General features: G+C 47.2%; 12 protein-coding genes. 5 read left to right on the top strand and 7 right to left on the bottom strand.

What is annotated here, in order from left to right; all coding sequences use genetic code 11:
• Positions 1–74 precede the first annotated feature (74 nt).
• Positions 75–704 carry a TetR/AcrR family transcriptional regulator gene (locus tag LZD49_RS30750; RefSeq protein WP_234671913.1) on the bottom strand — a complete coding sequence of 210 codons (630 nt, stop codon included), beginning with the start codon at positions 702–704 and terminating at the stop codon, positions 75–77.
• Positions 705–946: 242 nt separating this feature from the next.
• Between LZD49_RS30750 and LZD49_RS30745 the strand changes: the two genes are divergently transcribed.
• The 3 genes from LZD49_RS30745 to LZD49_RS30735 all read left to right on the top strand — a co-directional run bounded on the left by LZD49_RS30745 (position 947) and on the right by LZD49_RS30735 (position 3,991).
• Positions 947–1,834: a PhzF family phenazine biosynthesis protein gene (locus tag LZD49_RS30745; protein WP_234671912.1), complete on the top strand. Its 888-nt coding sequence runs from the start codon at positions 947–949 to the stop codon at positions 1,832–1,834.
• Between the two features lie 44 nt (positions 1,835–1,878).
• Positions 1,879–2,820 carry a DUF4350 domain-containing protein gene (locus tag LZD49_RS30740; RefSeq protein ID WP_234671911.1) on the top strand — a complete coding sequence of 314 codons (942 nt, stop codon included), beginning with the start codon at positions 1,879–1,881 and terminating at the stop codon, positions 2,818–2,820.
• 313 nt (positions 2,821–3,133) lie between these two features.
• A complete protein-coding gene (locus LZD49_RS30735; RefSeq protein ID WP_234671910.1) occupies positions 3,134–3,991 on the top strand; it encodes a metallophosphoesterase in 858 nt (285 codons plus the stop codon).
• A gap of 153 nt (positions 3,992–4,144) precedes the next feature.
• Here LZD49_RS30735 and LZD49_RS30730 read toward each other — a convergent pair whose 3' ends face one another.
• From LZD49_RS30730 to LZD49_RS30705, 6 genes are all read right to left on the bottom strand, one after another.
• A complete protein-coding gene (locus tag LZD49_RS30730) occupies positions 4,145–4,588 on the bottom strand; it encodes an ester cyclase (RefSeq protein WP_234671908.1) in 444 nt (147 codons plus the stop codon).
• A gap of 27 nt (positions 4,589–4,615) precedes the next feature.
• The gene (locus tag LZD49_RS30725; RefSeq protein ID WP_234671907.1) at positions 4,616–5,407 is read right to left on the bottom strand and encodes a hypothetical protein; all 792 of its coding nucleotides are present in this window, start codon (positions 5,405–5,407) and stop codon (positions 4,616–4,618) included.
• Positions 5,408–5,487: 80 nt separating this feature from the next.
• On the bottom strand, positions 5,488–6,324 hold the full coding sequence (locus LZD49_RS30720; protein WP_234671906.1) for an AraC family transcriptional regulator: 837 nt from the start codon (positions 6,322–6,324) through the stop codon (positions 5,488–5,490).
• Positions 6,325–7,539: 1,215 nt separating this feature from the next.
• A complete protein-coding gene (locus LZD49_RS30715; protein ID WP_234671905.1) occupies positions 7,540–12,555 on the bottom strand; it encodes a right-handed parallel beta-helix repeat-containing protein in 5,016 nt (1,671 codons plus the stop codon).
• A 546-nt stretch (positions 12,556–13,101) separates the two neighbouring features.
• Positions 13,102–16,461: a right-handed parallel beta-helix repeat-containing protein gene (locus tag LZD49_RS35730; RefSeq protein ID WP_234671904.1), complete on the bottom strand. Its 3,360-nt coding sequence runs from the start codon at positions 16,459–16,461 to the stop codon at positions 13,102–13,104.
• 218 nt (positions 16,462–16,679) lie between these two features.
• The gene (locus LZD49_RS30705; RefSeq protein WP_234671903.1) at positions 16,680–18,413 is read right to left on the bottom strand and encodes a 7TM-DISM domain-containing protein; all 1,734 of its coding nucleotides are present in this window, start codon (positions 18,411–18,413) and stop codon (positions 16,680–16,682) included.
• Positions 18,414–19,092: 679 nt separating this feature from the next.
• On the opposite strand from LZD49_RS30705, the gene LZD49_RS30700 reads away from it, so the two are divergent.
• Entirely contained in the window at positions 19,093–20,190 is a 1,098-nt protein-coding gene (locus tag LZD49_RS30700; protein ID WP_234671902.1) for a hypothetical protein, read from the top strand.
• 9 nt (positions 20,191–20,199) lie between these two features.
• The gene (locus LZD49_RS30695; protein WP_234671901.1) at positions 20,200–20,952 is read left to right on the top strand and encodes a T9SS type A sorting domain-containing protein; all 753 of its coding nucleotides are present in this window, start codon (positions 20,200–20,202) and stop codon (positions 20,950–20,952) included.
• Positions 20,953–20,986 lie beyond the last annotated feature (34 nt).

The raw sequence follows: 20,986 nt of genomic DNA, 5'->3' as shown, positions 1-20,986 counted from the left end.
TACCAAACCGTAACATGTAAAATTATATTTATTGCCGATAATGTATGCTTTTGGGGATATATAGCTTGTGTTTTTCAGGATCCGGCTTTCTCATAGCACCAGTCCACGGCCAGTTTTACTGCCTTTTGCAGCTGTTCCATGTCCGCTTTGCTGTTGATATCGATCCCACAGAACGAACTGCCGTTGACCTTCGCATTCAGCACGAGATAATAAATGCCGGGTATGATCACGGCAAGCAATGCTCGGAGGTTCACCTCGGAATTTTTGAAGTAGGGATCGCTTATGCTGAGCAATTCTTCGCCCAAGAGCTCGCGCGAGTCGGCCAGAGTCCTGGCAATCTGGTTGGGCTCGGTGATCTGCCACCGCATAATTTCCTGCATCTCTCTGTTTTGGAAAAAATAGGCGATTTGCGCTTCCAGCGTTTGCTTAGCAAGCTGCTTTCCGAAGTCGTGCCGGCCGGCTTCGAGCAGCGCCCCCAGCTGACCTTCCATGGACAGCCAGAAGTCGTTTTGCGCCAGATAAGTTTTAAAAAGCTCCTCTACATTTCCGAAATAACGATAAATCAAAGTTTTGCTTACTCCTGCAACGTAGGCGATCCGGGCGGCTTTCAGTCCCTGGTAACCCTTGGTCATAAAAATCTCCCCGGTTGCCTGGATCAGTTTCTTCTTTGTTTCTTCCTTGTCTTTTTTATAGACAGTTTCCATTAATAGCTATTAAGTCTAGTTGTTACTAAAAACCAAAGTAGCCTTAAATCTATTCACTCACCAAAACATTATCCGGGTGTTGCCGAAGGCTGTTTTCAAAGGCCAAAGAGCCCGGATCCAGTAATGTTAGGAGGGCAAAATTCCGATGGCCTTTCGCAGGAATACATTCCACTCGCAGTTGTATCAGAAATATTGACAAGTTTACCACCATTTGCCTCGAGACTAATGAATAACTTGCCGTTATGAAAAGCTATCCATATTACGTCGTCGATGTATTTTCCGATGTGCGCTACAAAGGCAACCCTCTGGCCGTTGTGCACACAGATACTGATCTGGATATTGCAAGCTACGCGGACATTGCCCGTGAGTTTGGCTATTCCGAAACCTCCTTCATTTATTATTCCCAAAAAGACAAGGCTTTAAAGGTGCGCTCATTTACACCCACCGGGGTAGAGGTCGGTGGAGCTGGCCATAACCTGCTGGGTGCAGTAGCTGTCGCGCTGCTGATCAAGCTGGATATTTTTACAGAGCAGCAAGGCCAGCAGTTTGTGCTCATCAAGGATGACGTTATCGGATTATCGGTTGACCAATCACAACCTAACGCGCCCTTAGTAGGTATGCATCAGAATCCTGCCAGGATTGAAGCGTCAGTACCCGCGGAAGATGTTGCCCGTGCACTTTCCCTAGACACGGAACACGTATTGTTTGAAGACCTGTATCCGGCCGTAGTGTCGACAGAAACCACGCACTTGATGGTACCCTTGAAGGATGCCGCTGCGCTCGCAGCTGCAAAGGTAGAAAAACAGCTCCTGATCAAAATCGCTGAACAGTACGGTTTTGAAGGGTTTTACTGCTATACGATCTTAAAAAATGACCCGCATTATTTAGCCCATACTCGCTTTTTCAATCCGGGGATCGGAATCGACGAAGACCCTGCAACAGGCAGCGCCGCCGGGCCGCTGGCGGGCTACTTGCTGCAAAAGGGTTATGTGAAGGCTGGCAAAGATTATAAAATACTGCAAGGTGAACAGATTGGCCGTCCATCGGTAATCCAGTTTAATGCAGGGCATGACGGGACCTGGATCAGCGGCCCGGCTGTCATTGTTATGGAAGGTAAAATCCACATATAAGGCGCCCGTTTGCGAAACATATTGATAGATATTTGAATAACACAATGACCAGACTCCTCCCAAACACCATCCTACTGCTACTATTGTGCGTCGGCCCGGTCCTTGCGCAACAGGTGCCGGATTACGATTTTGATCCCCAGATCACTGACCCGCTTTATCCATCCCAGAAAGGCCCGACAGTTGTAATCGATCAGGCGCACCATAATTTTCACAGGATCGACGGGCGTTACAATGCCTTTGCCAAGGTTCTCAGCCGTGACGGGTTTGATGTTAAGCCAGGTACCGAGCCATTTTCCAAACAAAGCCTGGCAGGCGTCAAAATTTTAGTGATCGCCAACGCGTTGCACGCGTCGAATGAAACTCAGTGGAGCAAACCGACGCCGTCCGCATTTACCCCCGAAGAAATTTTGGCTGTGGCCGAGTGGGTGCGTGAGGGCGGGTCACTTTTTCTGATTTCCGACCACATGCCCATGCCCGGAGCAAATGAAACGTTGGCAGCAGCATTTGGTTTCAAGTTTTACAATGGATTTGCTTCCGATACGACCGCAGGTTTATATCCTGGCGCTAAGCGGGAGCTCGATGTTTTCAAAAAAAGCAACAAGACCCTGGCGGTCCATGAGACCACAACCGGGAAAAAGCAAAATGAAACGATCGAAGAGGTCGCCACATTCACCGGTCAGGGCTTCGAAGTCCCCAAGGAAGCGGTTTCACTGCTGACCTTTGATGACAAATACAAGATCCTGCTGCCAGACACGGCATGGAAGTTCCATCAAAATACCCCCAGAATAGCCATAAAAGGATTTTCTCAGGGAGCGGTCCGAAAATTTCATAAGGGCAGGGTCGCCGTTTTCGGAGAAGCCGCCATGTTTTCCTCTCAATTAAAAGGGCCGGAAAAGATCCCTTTTGGACTTCGGTCACAAGGCGCAGAAAACAATCTGAGATTCCTGAGAAACCTCATCCGGTGGTTGGATGATGCCGGGAACTAAACTGACGAAAAAGCTAAGGCACAAATCTGGGAAACTAGTTTTAACCGGTTTGAGGTTACAAAGCCGGTTTACCTGAGAAAATCGCCATTTGAACTCTATCGGACTCTTAACCATATCATAGGACTCTGTTAGTACCCCAAACGAACGACACGTAGTGGCGAAATTAGTGTAGTTCCTTAAGGACAGCTGAAAGTGGCGTAACTTTCAACGAACAATATATGCTCTGCCCAGGCCCGCAAAGTGAGATGGATGCAAACCCGAAACTTCGGCCACAGAATGAAGGCAGGTAATCAACTCAATGAGTCATATCCCAATGGTACAAACAATTAGAATGCAGGCGTTGGCCGTCTTTTTTTGCTTCATTAGCCTGGTGGCATCAGCGCAGAAACAGCGGCCTTTCTTCTTTATCCAGATGACCGATAGCCAGTTTGGTTTTTTTACGGATAATAAGAGCTTTGAAAAGGAAACCGAAAACTTTGAAAAGGCCATTACAGCCGCAAACCGGCTTCGTCCCGCTTTCGTTGTAATCACAGGAGACCTGATCAACAAACCCGCAGACAAAGCACAAATGCAGGAATATAAGCGGATCGTAGCACTGCTTGATCCCGCCATTCCGATTTATCACGTGGCCGGCAACCACGACGTGACCAACGATCCCAAGGAAAGCGATATTGCCACTTACCGGAATGAGCTCGGGAAGGATTATTATCTTATCAGCCATCAGAACATGCGGGGCATCGTTCTGAATTCGCTGTATTTTAAAAGCCCCGGCGGTGTTGAAAAAGAGGCGGCTGCTCAAGCGAAGTGGCTGAATAAACAGCTTAAAAAAGCCAGGCGCTCATCTGACGGGCCGCTGCTGATTTTTCAGCATCACAGCTGGTTCCTGAATGATCCCGGCGAAAAGGACGAATACTTCAACATCCCCATATCAACAAGAGAGAAGTATATGGCTCTATTTAAGCAATATGGAGTCAGTCACATATTCGCAGGACACTATCACCGAAATGCATTCGGTAAATCAGGGGACATCGAGATGGTGACGACAGGGCCGGTAGGGAAACCGTTGGGGAAAGATCCGTCGGGCTTTCGAATTGTGAAGGTTTCAGGAAACAACGTAAGTCACCAATATTACGAGCTGGACCAGGTGCCAGATCGCATCGTTTTGGAGTAGTTCGGGCTGACTAAAAAGTCAACATTCAATTTACAGACAATCCGATAATTGCGATTTTCTGTGACGGTTTGAGAGCCGGGATATTTAAAATGGTTAAAAAGCAGGCCTGACAAGGTGCTTTTTAACCATTTTTCCTTTCTATGCCACAGCTTGTTATTGTCCGCTCAGCTGGGCAACGAAACCAGCATGGTCCCAATCAATGGTCAGGTCAACGATCTGATCATCCGCGTTAAATCGGAATACAAAAATGTGCTCGCTCTCGAACCGCAGCCCTTTTGCACGCAGGCCCAGGAAGTCTTTTTGCTGTGTGCCAAAGATCAGAACCCTGCATTCAACAGCTTCGTTCTCAGAAACCATTGCATCGACTGTATTGTCAAGATCGGGGAAGCAATCCATGAGCAGGCTCCACACATTTTTTCCGAATTCCCGGAACAATCCCTTTCCATCCTCGCCCAGCGGGATAAAGGATACTGTCGCTTCCGGGGTGGCAAGGCTGATCATCCTGTCTGTATCAAGGTCCTGGTAGGCGGAGAAAAATTCGACGCAGGTTCCTTTGCGGGTCAGTTCTGAGAGACTTTCTTTTTTAATGGTTTCCATATTTTCCGTTTTTTTTTATTGATCTGATTACCGTAGTTTTTCGTATTCTTCATGCAGCTTGCCTTCCCAGCCTTTTTGCGTCATTTTGTTTTTATCAAAAGCGATCTGGTGTGTCTGTAACAATCCTTTTCGACTGCCATCCGGCTTCCATGACCAAAACTCATTGGTTTCCGTCAGTGTTTCGCCATTAAACTTATAACGAACTCCGCCTCCGCCCTGAAAGCTTCTGGTCGCCTCATTGTAGTACGCGTACATGGCGATCGGATAGGAGAATATCTTTATGGTAGTCGTATTTTTGTAAATGCCTTCTCCAAGTCGACCGGTCCCTTTCCATTCTCCTTGCGTCATTTTCCAGATGCCTTCCAATCGCTTGTCTGCCAATGGCGCATCAGCTTGCAGCCGTTTGAATTTCTCATGAATCGGATAGTCTTTATACTTATCCGAATTGATCTGGCCGTGCTGCTCAAAAGACTGATCGCTCACCTCGAAATCGAATGCGAATGTTTTCCCGGCAGCCGTGGAATCCCAGGAATAGAAGCTGATATGCTCCACGTATTTTCCATTTGCGATCTCATATGTTCCTCCTGCAAGGCCGTTGAAGGAAGCACGGCCCTTTCTATTGTCGTCATAGTAGGCGACCATCCAAAATCCGTCTCGCAATACCTTGATCACCGTTAAAGAATCGTCCTTCCCCCAATCCTTCATGTCGCCAAATTTGTAAGCCGACCTAATAAATACGCCGTCTACTTTACTGACCGGCCTGAATGCTGTAAACCCTGCCAGAAGAAGCAGGCAAAATGGTACTATTAACTTTTTCATGTGCTTGTGATTGAATGATTATATTGTCACAAAGCTACCGGGAGCAAGAAAGACAGTATTGTAAAAAAACGACATTGTGATTAGTCCATCCGAACTTTGGACGTATCAACATAGTTTGCTAGTTCCTGATTGGACCTGATGTATCCCGACGGGGCCTTTCCCATAAATTCCGCAAACTCTTTGATAAAATGAGACTGATCGTAATAACCATAGTGATGAACAAGGTCATTCCAGTCAGCGATATCCCATTTTTTGGCGGCCATTCGGGCACATAAGTCGCTCACCCTGCAAATCCTGGCGAAATACTTGGCGCTGACACCTACTTTCATTAGAAACAGCCGTTGAAATTGCCGGTGACAGACATAGAGTTCCTTCATTAGATCTTGGGTCGAGAGTACACCGTGTCTTTCGTGAATGAGATTGGCAATGTGATCAGTCCGATCCGGTGACCTTGGGGACTTTTGGAGTAGTTTGATCAGGTACCTTTCTAAAATTTCAAGGCGCTGAAGCTGGCACGTGCTGTCCTGAATGTGCTGCAATAAATAGTCTGCCTCGACACCAAGAATGTCACTCAAACTAATGCGTTCGTCGTTAAACTCATACATTGGAATACCAAGTATCGTAAACAATGCCGAAGGTTTAAACACAATGCCGATCATACCGAGATCTCCGAGGAGGCTGATCTGATATTTTTTTGTTTGCTGCCCGGTCACGAAGCTGGCAGGAACAGTGATCTCTCCCTTTTTTATATTATCCACCTTATAAGTTGAGCCATAATTAAACACCATCGAGGCAAATCCTGTCGGCGGAGATTCAATTTTTGGAATTGAGCTGTGATTGATCGAGGTCTCCCATACGAAAAAAGTTTCCACGAATGGTTTCAGCAAAATGCAGGGCGCAATTTTTTTATAGATCATCGTACGAATGTTGAGGGCCGGAAACGGCTTGGGAAGTAGAAAATAAAATCACATTTAAGCAATTGAATACCAAATAATTGTAGTCAGTTGCGGATTTTTTGAGTGAATGGCAATTCCCTGCTGCTGACTGCGCCTGAGCGTAGGCGTTCAAGGCAGCTGACTACTCAAAAACTTCAAAAGCCACTACCGAACCCTCCTGAAATGCTTTCAGAAGTTGCTTATCCGATAAATCACCTGATTTACGCATTTCTGTAAAACTGACAGACAAATTGAGATCTTATTTGTCTATCCATAGACTTCGACGCCCGGTGCCATAACCCTGCCTCACCATTTCAAGAACAATGGCTATCTGACAGCCCAGGTCGGAAAGATTTTTCATGATCCTGCCAGCCACCAGGATAGCGCCTCCTGGTCGGGGCCGGTGATGTATCATGTGACCGCCAATCAAAAAGGCCACGCGAAGATTGTAAAATCATAAAGTTTGACACCCTTCTACCTTATTTTGAATTAGGAAACAGTTCCATGCAAGGTCGAAATTGGTGCCATTTAAATACATTGTGCGGACATTTCACAACTCGCTATTTTTCCAGCCAAGTTTGGCAGCAGCGCAATTACGTTTAAAACTAGTCGGTATTTAATGAGAGCTTGTGAATGATAATTACAAAAAAAAATAATACGGATTGCAATAATATTATGCATTATTGCCGTAAGCAATGTACCCTTTCTTACACTGATTATTGGTTTATTAACCGGTGATGCACATTTAAAAGAACGGCCCAATTTTCAATTAACAAGTGGTCATGGAGGCGGAGAATTCGTCATCGGTCACCACGATAGTGAAATTGTTTATACAAGTTTGAGAGAAGGCTTGTCGAAGATATTACGAAGTGCACCCATTCCGTTTGAAAAACTTAATAACGGGAGCAGACAAATTGATGTAATTGGTATTTACTCTTGCTGTTTCACCCTTAAAAACTTATTAATGTCACCGGTAATGGATTGCTGATGCTTCCCAAGGTAAAAGGTTCCATGTGATTTGATCGCAAATAGTAAACCCAGCGATTTTGCTACAATCGCCATTTACCTCGCTGGCATCCGAAGGCGGATTCTTCGAGCTGACTGTACCGTTACCTGCAAACGGGATCGGACTACAAGCCATAGCGGTGGTTACAATGCCATCAATAAAATCAAATGCCCATCATGCCTCTGTATATCTCATTCTTTCACAAATCGCCCTGATGCCCCATTTGCAAATCTTAAAATATAAAACCCACTCGTCAGAGAACCGATATCGACCTGTTGCGGGTTGGTGGTGATAACTATACATTGCAACTTTCGTCCCATAAGATCATACAAAATGACTGTGCTGTTCAGCAGCGCACTACTCACTTCGAAAGTAACCGCATCTGCTGCCGGATTGGGATAAATGTTGGTGGCACTACCGTCACTGCCAAGCGAAATAATCCTGCTGAAAGTAAAAGTCCTGTCCAAATCCGACATTTTTAACCGGTAATAGATGGTGCCGTTATATGTCGCATAATCATAATAGCTGTATTGGTGGTCACCGCTGCCACCGGCACCGACCAAGGCTACTTTTTTAAAACTTTTCGCATCGGTACTGCTTTGGATTTCAAAATTGCCAGTGTTTACTTCACCTGCCGTGCTCCACCGGAGCAAATTGCCCCCGTCTTCCTTAAGGGCGGTGAAACTGATCAGACGAAGCGGCAATGCAGACTCTATGGTTTTTATGAAGAACCCGCTGAAACCCGTCACTTCAAAACTTACCTCCCAGCGGTCTGCACCGGCGTTCCACTCCACTTTCCCATTGGCTTCGTACGGGCCGATGGTGACCGGGGTGCCTGAATAAGAACCGGGCGTGCCATTTTCATCGCCGGTACCATCGCGCTTTTCGATTCGCAGGTTCGCTTTGTAGTTTTCTGCATCTTCTGCGTTGATAGGCAGTTTCAATGCAGGTGCGGGGGTTTGAGTATTGAAATCTGTAAAATCCTGTTGGGTAAAATAAAGCGTTACTTTGGCTGTAGCGGTTTCCCTGTTCTCGACAGGGGTGATCTGATAATGACGTTTGAGGTATTGGACTGGCTGATTGCTTTCCACCCACACTTTGGCCGTCACCTCTCCGCTGAGATTATAAGCAGGTCCGTTCCCATCAATGGTTGCAACCTGGTTGGCGCAATCGCCATAGGTCACAATGCTATTGGGCGCTTGTTCCATGGTCAGGCTGATGTTTTTACTTGCTATCCCGCTGCTGGGGGCTTCATAAGCACCCAGGTCCAGACGATTGGCCCTTTTTATCCCGAGGATATCCAACGCTGGCGTATCGCCCGTGCCCGCTTCTGCCGCCGGACTGTCGCAATTAATCTGCAAACCGTCATCGCCGGTCCGCCAGATCCCGTCGGGACCGGCAGGATTAGAAGCATCTACAAATCCCGGGGCCGCATTTACAATACTTTCCCCCAAATACCCTCCGTCCACCAGCGAGTAGCCCACATCGTCGGAACCAGAAGCGCCAGGTTCTATATCAACCACGAGCTCCTTTTCCACATTTCGCCAGAAGATACTGTTCCTTGCCCGGAATGCCGAGTTTTTGGCAAGAACCCCGCCGACCTCTTTCAAAGTTTTATTCGCAATAATGGTGGAATTGAAAACATTGGCTGTGCTGAGAAATAAAAACATGCCGCCTCCTTCGTCTCCCATATTGTTGCTGACGATGCAATTGGATAGCGTAAGTGTCGCGGCGTAACTTGAAATCCCTCCCCCACTGCCTCCTGCGGTGTTATGGTCAATCACACAATTGGTAAGGACCGATGACGAACCGGCATCCAGGAAAATCCCTCCGCCCACATCGCCATAGGTAGTGTTGCTTGTAAAGTTCGCATTGGAAATGGAAGCAGTGCCCGATTCCAAAGACAAGCCGCCGCCGCGCCGGGCAATATTTGAACTAAAAGTAACATTACTGATCTTCGGGGCATTGCCAATAACGGACATTCCCCCACCATCATTTCTGGAAACCGATACAGACCCGACTGACAATGATCCTTCACCCTCCGCTTTCCCGCCAGTTACTGTAAAACCGTCAAAGACCGCATTCGCATTGTCCCCCACTGAAAGTACCACGTGGTAAGAATCGTCACTAAGATTGTCGTCATTGTCGATATTCCCGCTCAATGTGGTGACATTCCCCCTGACGCGCTGGTTGATATTAGTTTCTGTTCCGGCAAAGCCGCCATACAGTTTCACGCCGTTGATCAGCAGAAAAGTAAAATCCCTATTGTCCGTTGTGGACACAAAATACGGTACGCCGCTGGGTTTGTAAGTCCCGCCAGAAACAAAAATAGTGTCTACCGCGCAAGCCTGATTAAGAATCCCCTGCAAATCGCCGCTGGCTGTGGCCCAGCTCAGGCCATCGCCAGAATCACCTTGTTTTACGTAATGCACAATGCCTTGCCTGGTCACAACAGATGCCAAACTTTGCTTAAAATTTTCAGTGCGTGTGCAGCCATTAGCCCATTTTACAGAGGATAACTTATAATTTTCATCAAATGGACTGCTCACTTCGAAAGCTACGCCGCTGAGTAGGTTATTATAGGTTATCCCATTGACAACCGCCGTCAATGGGCCCGTGCCTTCTGTTGCCGTTAATGTCAGCCTCCCGTTATCTCCCGCACAGATGGAACTGCCCGTCAGGCTGGCCTGGTAGCTACCTGCGATTACCTCCACCGACGGCCCGGTAATGTCGATGGTGCGCGGGCAGCTGCCTTCACTGGCAATGGAGGTCACCGTGAAGGTGGTGGTGCTAGTGATTTCCGATTTGGACAGGAACGGGACACCACTGACTACTTTGGCATAGATGACATCATTAATGGTTAAATTAAATGGACCTGTACCCGATGTAGCCGTAAATGTGAACGGGACAAAGAAACTTCCCGAACAACTTTCAGGAGTAGCAGATAAGCTACCCTGCCCTGCGGAAGGCTGTTTGACACTGCTTGACTCATAGGCGCCTACATCGACAGTATTGTCAAAGATCCGGGCGATGCCGACGACATCCTTTGCAATTTCTGTTAGGCCCGGAGTTTGTCCTGCCTCATACAATGCGTTATTTCCCAAATTAATTAAAGGGCTGCAAGTGTTCAACCTGTAATCTCCTTTTGTGCTCAGTCCGGCGGCCAGAGGGCTTCTGAACATAGGGTTCGTGCCGCCGGAAATATTATTGTCAGACGAATTGGTAACATCCTGGACCAAACTGTATTGCGGATTAAACCCGGCACTCTGATTACCCAAAAAAACACTTCCGCCCGAATTACTATATACAATGCTATTACGGAATGTCTGGAATGATGACACAAATTCCAGCGCAATACCCCCTCCTTTGGGAGCCACATTGGCACTGATCGTCACATTGGTCAGTACCGGCGCAATATTATCAATAAACATGCCTCCTCCTTCCACCGATGCCGTGTTGCCCGTGATGACCGAACCCGTTATCGTCAGCGCCTTTGAGCTACGTAATGAGATACCGCCGCCTTCTTTTGCACTATTGCCCGCTATGATCAGGTTGCTGAAAGAACTCTCCCCGTCGGAGTATATATTCATGCCGCCGCCTTTGCCCCGCTCGACTAGTAATCCATTGATTTCCCCTGTGATATTGAGCGAACCTTCCCCGGTGGCATTCCCGCCCGATATCGTAAAACCATCGAGGCGGACCGTACCACCGGGTAGGACGACAACGTGGTAGGCATTATCGCCATATTTCGCTGAACCGTCATCCCCGTTTAAATCCCCGCTTAAGATACTGGGGCGACTGGAACTGACAGACCGGCTGGCCAGTGAGGTTTCGTTACCGCTGAACCCCCCGTATATCTGCACACCGTCTCTCAGCACAAAGGCATTGTCGCGGTTGCCCGGTTTGTAATCTCCGTCTCCCCGGTTATTGGCGGGATATATCGGCACATAAGTACCGCCGGCAACCCATATCTGGTTGCCTTTGACTGCTGTATTAATGGCTTCCTGCAGATCACCCATCGCGCAGCCCCAACTCCCGCCAGTGCCGCCCGCCCCTGCTTTTACATAAATGATCCCCGCTTCACTTGGACCGTTATAATCAATTTGCTGTTCATAAGCACCCATATCCACATATCCACCAAATATGCGAAACCCACCGGCAACATCTGTGGCTGATGAAAAACCAGTTTCGAGCTCTGCCTGCTTGTAGAATGCGTTGCTGCCCATATTGCGAACAGGGCTGCAGTGTTGAAGGTGGTAGTCACCTCCAGTCGAAGGAGTTTTGCTTGGTACAATCTGGGCGACAAAAAGCGGGTCGGTATTACCGCTTATGTTCCCATTTTCCGTACCGGTCACTCCCTGGACCAGGCTGCTTTGGATATCAATCTCGCCTCCGAAGTTTGGGAAATTTTTTATAGAAACTCCTGAGTTCCCATAAATGATGGTATTTCGGACGACTAACCTGCCGCTATTCTCAATGACTCCGTCTCTGGAATCATGTGCTAAGTTTCCACTGATGGTACAATTATAAAGTGCCAAATCACTCCGGGAATTATCTATTGCGGCTCCATATTGCGCGGCGTGGCCACTGATGACACAATTGATAAGCGTTAGTTTTGCGTCATCAGTGTTGTAAACCCCGCCACCCCAACCCTGCACCCCATAGCCAGAAGTACTTTCATTACCGGCGATTATACAATTGGCAATTGTCACAGAGGCTTTCTGATTGCGAATTCCCGCACCTGTTTCCCAGCTCCCACCAGTAATAGTGAACCCGTCCAGCAGGGCTTCTGTGATGCCATAATTGCTAACAGTACAAAAGTCATGACCCAGTAATGTGCTTTTGTTTGCGGTGTTTATAAGATTTCGCTCCCACAGTTCCTTCTCATTGCCTGCAAAGCCACCATATACACTTACACCTTGTCTTAATGTAAAAGGCTCAAGTATATTCGGGCGCCGGTACGTCCCGCCTGCAACCCACACCTGGTCCGAACTTTCACTGGCATCGATCATCGTCTGCAGCGTGCCGTGCGCGTCAGACCAGGAATCTCCGCTACCTCGCGCACCCGGTTTTACATACCGTATCTTCGCAAACGCCACGGACGAAAACAGGGTCAGCAGCAGCAAAAGCAACAGGGCCGACTTGGTACGTAACGTAGCTGAAAGTAACTGGGACGCACTTTTTGAAGGAGGTAAGATTTTTTTCATGAGCGTTGAGAGAGGTTGGTATTAAAATCTTGCAAAGATTCCAATAGTAACCACTCAAAACCTAAAAACGACAGTAGACAAAGAGTAGACAAAATTGGGAAATGTGGGGGTTTGGGTCGGAAAAGGAGGTTTTTGGAGGAAGGAGGCAGGGGAGAAAGGCTATAAATTTCTATATCTGGATGCGAAACTTTCTGGCAATGGACGCAATCAAAATCAGGGTCAATAAGCAAATGGACAAATACTCATTCAGTATCTCGCCATCCATTCATGACTTTATCCCGCGTTATTAGGCGTTGAAAGTTAGAGTAATCTTGATCAATTCGGAGAAATTTATTTTGTCGACATGAAATACTCCCCTTTCACTGGACAGCGAACGGATGAAATTAAGTTTAATTGAGCCCCTCCCTGGTTTTCAGACGGTTGAAAGTAGAGTTTCCGGTGTTTCAATGAGGCATCAAATTTATGCAAAAAAAAGTGCGCCTAATTCTTATCTGACCTAATATTTCTAGTAGTAGCCGTCGACCAAATCATTTGATTCTGAACTTCCTACTCCTTTACAAACCGCTCCGCGGTCCCATCCGCAAATTTCAAAACATACAGCCCGCGCGCCAAAGATTTGGTATTGATCTGCTGCTGGGTGCCGGTGATCACGATCGTTTGCAATTTTCGTCCCGTGAGATCATATAAATTTACTGTGCTTTTCAGCAAAACATTACTTACCCGGAAAGTAACCGCTGCTCCTGCCGGATTGGGATATACGGCATTAGGCCTATCCTCATTGCGAAGCGAAACAATCTCGCTGTAAGTAAAAGTCCCGTCCAAACGGTTCGCCGCGCGATCTGACATTTTCAACCGGTAATAAACGGTTCCGCTATACGTGGTCCGGTCATCATAGCTGTACTGATGGTCCCCGCTGCCGGCTGCCTCCACGGTCGCGATCTTTGAGAATTGCTTTGCATCACCGCTACCCTGGATTTCAAAGTTGCTCGTATTGACTTCGCTGGCCGTGCTCCACTGCAGCAGGTTGCTTCCCTCCTCTTTTCGTGCAGTAAAACTGATCAGATGAAGCGGCAGCGAAGATTCTGTTGTTTTTACAAAAAATCCACTAAAACCTGTCACATCAAAACTGACCTCCCAGCGATTGGCACCGGCGTTCCATTCCACTTTCCCGTTGGCTTCGAACGGATTGATCGTGACGGGCGTGCCGGTATATGAGTTGGGCAAGCCCGAGCCATCATTACTCACCCCGGAACGCTTTTCGATTAAAATATTTGCTTTGTAATTTTCTGTATCCTCTGCGTCAACAGGTAATTTCGTCAAATTTACCGCATTGAAATCCGTGAATTCTTGCTGCGTGAAGTAAAGTGTCACTTTTGCAGTTGCATTCTCTGCATTTGTTTCTGGGGTAATCTGGTAATGTCGTTTTAGAAAATTGGTTGGCTGAGAATCCTCTACCCACACTTTCGCGCTTAATGCTCCACCGATGGGGGCTGCGCCATTGGGTTGCAGATTAGCTATAACCAAACAAGGTGAACCATTTACTTTGAGGGTGAAATCTCCGGAAATCGCTCCGGTAAACTCACCATCGTCCACAATCAGCGAGACGGTCGTGGGGGTACCCGTGAATTCATATGCTCCTAAATCAACGGCTATTCCAAGTTTTCTCAGGTGATGGTCGAGATCAGTGGAAATATAAGACAGGTCGGGCACCTGGTTACTTGTATAATAGTCATTACCCATATCAATGAGCGGACTACATGGTTCCAGGCGATAGTCCCCTCCTATTGGGTCTACAAAAAGCGGATCCCAATCGCCAGGAAGGTTGTGATCGTCCGGATTCAGATTGGTCAGGCCTTCTGCCAGGCTGTATCGAATTATCATGGAAGAACCTCTCTCATTCTTGATACTACTGCCATTTCCAAAAACAATGCTATTACGGAACTGAGGATTTGAATTGCCGGAACCATAATAATTGCCATTGAATATGCCTCCCACTCCCCCCTCATCCGAAGCGGTATTGCCGCTTATCGTGCAATTGGTAATGATCGGTGAGGAGGACCCGTTCCATACACCTCCGGCAGAGCCACCGGTATTTCCTGTAATGGTGCAATTGATAAGGACTGGCGAGGAGGACAAATTAGCTATACCGCCGCCATAACCACCCGTATTGCCGGTAATGGTGCAATTGATAAGGATTGGCAAGGAGTGTATATTCGTTACACCTCCCCCGTAAAAATGGTCGTTTTTGGTGATAGTGCAATTGATGAGGGTCGGAGAAGAATTGTCATTGTACACGCCGCCAGCTGAGCCAGCACTGATAATCAGATTGACCAGCTTCGGCGACGAATCATAATTGCGAATGCCCATTAATAGTGTAAAGCCATCGAGTACAGCTGCATTGGTAAGACCACTTTCGCCGTGAAAGTCGTTAACTATTGAGCTCTGCAGGATGCTTGCATTGGTGGCGACCGTCAAATCCCGGTTGGCAAGCGATGTTTCTGTCCCGGTAAATCCGCCGTAGATCTTCACACCTTCCTTCATTCTGAAAGACGAAATAGAGGCCCCGACATCAAATCTGCCGCCCGCTACCCACACTTCATCGCCACTTGCTGCTTTCTCGATAACCGACTGTAAATCGCCACTTGCACATTCCCAACTTACTCCTGGACCTTCTGCACCGGCTTTTACGTACCATATACCTTTGATGTAAGCTGGCGAATTACCCTGATATTCATACGCTCCCACATCAGCCAGACCATTTTCATAAAAACGGGGATCACCGGCCAGATCTGTGGTGATTGCGGATAAATCAGGTATTTGCTCACGGTCATAGAAGCTGTTACTTCCCGTATTCACTGCCGGACTACAACGTTGCAAACGGTAATCGCCGTTGGCAGGATCAACAAAAAGCGGATCCAAAATACTAAGAAGGTTGTGATCATTCGGGTTCAGATTGGTTTCGCCTTCTGCCAGGCTGTATTGAATAATCATAGATGACCCTGTCTCGTTCTTTATATTTCTGCCATTTCCAAAAACAATGCTGTTACGGAGCTGAGGATAGGAGTTACCGGAACCATTATAATTTCCATTGAGTATTCCTCCCACTCCCCCCTCATCCGAAGCGGCGTTTCCGCTAATCGTGCAATTTGTGATGATAGGTGAGGAAGACTTGTTCCAAATACCTCCGGCAGAACCACCGGTATTGCCGGTAATGGTGCAATTGATAAGGATTGGGAAAGAAGAGATGTTTGCCATACCTCCGCCAGAAAGACCTGAATTGCCCGTAATGGTGCAATTGATCAGGATTGGCGAGGAGCTTATATTGGTAATACCTCCTCCGTAAATCTGGCCATTCTTGGTTATAGTGCAATTGATCAGGATTGGAGAAGAGTAACTGTTATATACGCCGCCGACCCAGCCACCAGTGATAATCAGATTAACCATCATCGGGGAAGACTCATAATTGCGAATGCCCGAAGCCAGTGTAAAGCCATCCAATACAGTTGCATTCGTAAGGCCCCTTTCGCCGTAAAAGTCGTTTACTATGTTGCTTTGCAGAATGCTTTCATTGATGGTACCCGTCAAAACGCGGCTGGTAAGGATTGCTTCTGTCCCTGCAAACCCGCCGTAGATCTTTACCCCTTCTTTCATTTTGAAAGAAAAATAAGAGGAGGAAACGCTATATGTGCCACCGGCTACCCAAACTTCATCTCCACTCGCGGATGCATCGATGACGGCTTGAACGTCGCCGCTCGCATCTTCCCAGGAAGAACCTGTACCTACCGCGTTTTGCTTTACATAACGTGTTGTTGCGAAAGCACCGGATGAAATGTTAACGAGCACTAAAAGCAGAAAGGGCGCTGATATTCGCCGGGCGACTAGAAATACGTAAAAAGTATTTTTCACCGGAAGTAGATTTTGAATCATATCACGTTGAGAGAAGATCATAAAAATTCCCTCAAAGCACCGGCATTCATTCCCGAAAACCTAAAAATGACAGTGGACAAAGTGTAGACAAAATCGAGAAAAATCCATAAAACCCTAACCGTCGACTTTAGCTGGCCGGCTCGTGGCCCGGTCCCTGACAAAAAGCAAGTATGTATGACAACGTCTGATCGAAAAGTCTAAACAGCCTCAATCTGCGCCATTTTCTGGGAAAGTCTGGTTTTGGCACGCCGGACGCTCCCCGGATCGATATTGAGCATCGCTGCTATTTCTTTGTTGGAAAGATTGATATGGGTATAGGCAAATAGCCGTAGATCGTTTTTGGTAAAGGTGGGATACTTGGCCTGCGCATTGCTGAAAAATTCGGGGTGTACCTTTTCAAAGTGCATGATAAACCTCGCCCAGTCGTCGTCCAGGGAGAGGTTGCTTTGCAATGCGGACGCGATTTCTTTCAGCTCGCCCTGCTCGGTGCCCTCTTTGTTCAATTCCTGTATCTGGCCTTTCAGCCTGGAAAGCATTTTGTTTTTATTCATCACATACAGGGCTGTCGAAGCCAGCTCACGTTGATTCGCTTCCAGCTTTTCAGAGATCGATTCGATGCGGCTTTTCTCGTCCAGTATCTCCGCTGTTATTTTTTGGTTCTCCGTCTCTATTTCAATTTGCCTGGCGAAAGCTTTTAAAAGGTCCGTTTCCAATTGGTTTGCCTCTGTTTCTTTGGCCGTCAGATCATCCTGAATGCTTTTCGTACGCGCCACCAATGCAATGGAAAAGCCCAGCGCCTGGAACAGGATGGCCACGGTCGGCAGCAGCAGGTTAACGACGTCGTCGAGGTCATAAAATATATGGATGAAGGAAGTCCCGAGGATCAGCGCAAAGGGAACGATATTCACCAGCAATAGCGAACCAGCTGCCGGAATGCCCCGGAGATAGCCCATGATACAGGTGTAGATGGTCACGCCGATCAGCATCATTACCAAAATATTATCGTATATCAGGCTTTGGGATTCGATATAAAAGAAGCTGGTATTGATCAGTGCCAGGATACCAGAAAACAGCAGGTAGGCATACAGCCCATATTTAAGTGCCCTGTCCAGTACGAGCAGCCGTTTCTTGGTATTCAGATACAATCGGACAAGGTGCGTAATGCCGTAAAGCAGCAGCCCGATCCCGATGTGCATCATTAATTTATTGAAATCATAATGGATTAACGTGCCTTGGGCATCCAACTTCATTGTGAAGACAACCCTGCCGAGCAGCACATGAAAAAAGTGCCTGTACGCGGTCAGAAAAATGATGCACCCCAATTGAGAGATTAAGTAGTAAAAGACGATCCTATACTTGAAACCGATGTAGATGTAGAGGTTGTTCAGGAAAAAGATAAAGAGCACCGTGATCCCGCAAACCCAGGCAACCCACAACAATTGTTCCCGATGCTCAATAGAAGATTGTCGTTCAAAGGTAACCTTCGGGGCAAGCGTTTTTTTTAGTTTTTCAAGAGCGTGAAGATCAAACCTGACATAGAAAGTATTCACCGTAGAACCCTGTAAAACGATGGGTATCACAAGGCGGTCACGCCGCGCCTGATACACAACCGCTCCGACTCCCATGCGGCGCGAAACCCACTTTTTTTGATTGGCATCGAAATGATAAAATGTGTTATTCAGGTAAGGGTCAACTGAAAAGTCGAATGATTCGGCATTGGGGCTCGGATTGGCCACGATCATTTTTAACCAATAGACTGCACTCCTGTCGGGACGAAGCGAATCGTTTGTTGTAAATGAAAGCGTCGAATCAGAACGGACCTGGTTAAACGTATATCCTTTGTCTGGCAATATGGCATAATCGCTTAGGTGGAACAGATCTGTACTAGTCGGGACATTGATTTTCTGGGCCAATACCGCACAAGGTGACATGATCAGAAAATATGCCAGGCAGATATTTCGCAACGCGTTTGATTATTTTATTGAGAAAGTAAAAGTAAGTATTTCCTCAAAAAGCCTAAACAGTCACGTTAAAAAGTATTTTAATTAAGGTAAAATTGTATTCCCCACGCAACTGATAATAATATCAGCAAGACTGTTCTCCCATTAAAACCCTACCAAAATACAGTTTTGCAATATGGGTAACAATCAGAAAAGTTTAGCCCGCGCTCCGTCCGCAACGACAACCGGTTCTTAAAATGTATAAAAGCGTATCCATAAGATCCCATAACTCTACTTTCCGATAAAGAGTTGCCGTCTCTGTGAGTTGATCGCCTGGTAGTTGTGGGTCAATTGGGTTCGATAAATCCTTTTCTGTTAACGAAACAGCAGGGCTAATGAGCGGACCTACTGACTGCTGGCTTATAAATTGAGCGGCTTGCCGGATGGCGGAGCGCTGACCGTCTAATGTGAAGCGTATTGAGAAAGATGGTGAGAATTTGCACGATATCGCGGTCGACTCGTCGGGAACAACCGCTTTACCGTATAATCACAGACTCAACAAAATAGCAACACACTCAAACACAAAGCAGTCTGCTCAACCGCATTCCAACGAACCAGCAGGTAGGCCTACATTTATGTTATACATGTAATCACCTATAAACATCGTGTTATGAAATGCTTATTTGCACTCACGTTATCGTTATGCCTGCTCTCACGGGTTACGGTCATGGCCCAGGCACCCAACCAGATGAACTACCAGGCAATCGCGCGGAACAATGCTGGCATTCCGTTAGTGAATCAGAATATTAAATTAAGGCTTAGTATTCACCAGGGCAGCCCTTTAGGAGCTACCCAGTACAGCGAGACCAGGACAGTTACGACCAATAACCTCGGACTCTTTTCTGTCGCCATAGGCAGCGGCGGCGCTTCGGACGTAAGTGGGTCTGTCCAGTCAACCAATTGGGGGGATGGTGAGAAATTCCTGAAAGTCGAAATGGATCCCGAGGGAGGCAACGCGTTTACTGATATGGGTTCGTCGCCATTATTGAGCGTGCCTTATGCATTGAGCAGCGCGGATAATCAATGGCGAGCAGACGGCAATAACATCAGCAACAAGAACAACGGAAGTGTCGGCATAGGCACCAATAACCCTGACGGAAGTGCATTACTGGATCTTAGTAGTGATTCAAAAGGATTATTGACCCCAAGAATGAATGCGGCCCAGAGAACTTCGCTATCGAATCCGGCAACAGGGTTACTGGTGTATCAAACCGAATCGCCCAAAGGTTTCTATTACAACAGGGGAACTGCCGGATCACCTGACTGGATCATGCTCGGAGGCACAGGCCCGCAAGGTCCGCAGGGGCCGACAGGGCAGGCGGGCATTATACAAAGTTATTATGAAGCCGGAACGGCGCCTTATCCTTCCTCGACAATGGCATTTATCACTAAACCGGTCCGCGTAACCATCCAGGAGGGTCAAAGCGTTTTTTTAACTGCCTCGCGTGCCTTAGGCGGTTATTTCGCGGCCAATGAGCTAGGCATTAAACCAGTCTGCCAAAATATAGAACCTGGCAGCCCGATAATAGAACTGAATCTAGGGATGTTCGGGCTTCAGGTTCCCGCGAATACACGGATTACTTTTTCCGTTAACGGTGTTTTTAAAGACCTACCCGCCGGTACTTATGACTTCGCAATGGGCGGCGTTACAACCAGTCCTAACTGGATCAACAGCGAATGGGGTTATACAAGCATCCTTGTTTACTAACGCTGCACTATGAAAACATACTTACTAACTATCGCGATGGCCGGCATGTCGCTTGTTGTATACGCGCAAAGCATAGCTCCGCAGGTCATTAACTCGGGTGGCGGACAAGGAAATGCAGGGACGGTTTACCTCGACTGGAGCATTGGCGAGATGACTTCCGTGGAAACTGCTACCAGTCCGGCCACTATTCTTTCTCAGGGGGTGTTGCAGCCAAACGATTTTGCGTCACTTCCCGTCAAACTGATCTATTTTAGCGGTAAAGCAACCGCTGCTCATAATGAGCTCAAATGGGCAACTTCCGAGGAAATAAGCAATGATCATTTCGATGTGGAGCGGTCGCCGGACGGGCTGAGATTTAATTTATTGGTACGAATGCCGGGAGCGGGAAACAGTTCCATCGGCAAAACCTATAGCTTTGATGATAGAGAACCTTTGCCGCATTCTTATTATCGTCTGAAACAGGTGGATTATGACGGGACATTCAGTTATTCAATGATTATTTTTCTTAAGAGCCAGGATGTGGCTGCCAGCTATCAATTGTTCCCTAATCCGGTCAGTCAGACATTAATCTTATCCGGGGTAAAGAAACCCGTCGACATTTTAATTACCAACAAGCTGGGTGGGGTTATATTGCAGCGAAAGGCGGGAGCAGATGAAACGGTCCGTTTTGACTTGCGAGAGGTGCCATCGGGAACCTACATCCTAACAATCAGAGGCTCGTCGCAGCAACTTAACTGGTCGTCGGTTTTCATCAAACACTAATATTGGAATTATGAAGTACTCCCTATTTTTAAGG

It is taken from the genome of Dyadobacter sp. CY261, assembly GCF_021440085.1.
Lineage (GTDB): Bacteria > Bacteroidota > Bacteroidia > Cytophagales > Spirosomataceae > Dyadobacter.
The sequence above is the reverse complement of the archived record's forward strand: the minus strand, read 5'-3'. Positions and strand labels throughout refer to the sequence as shown.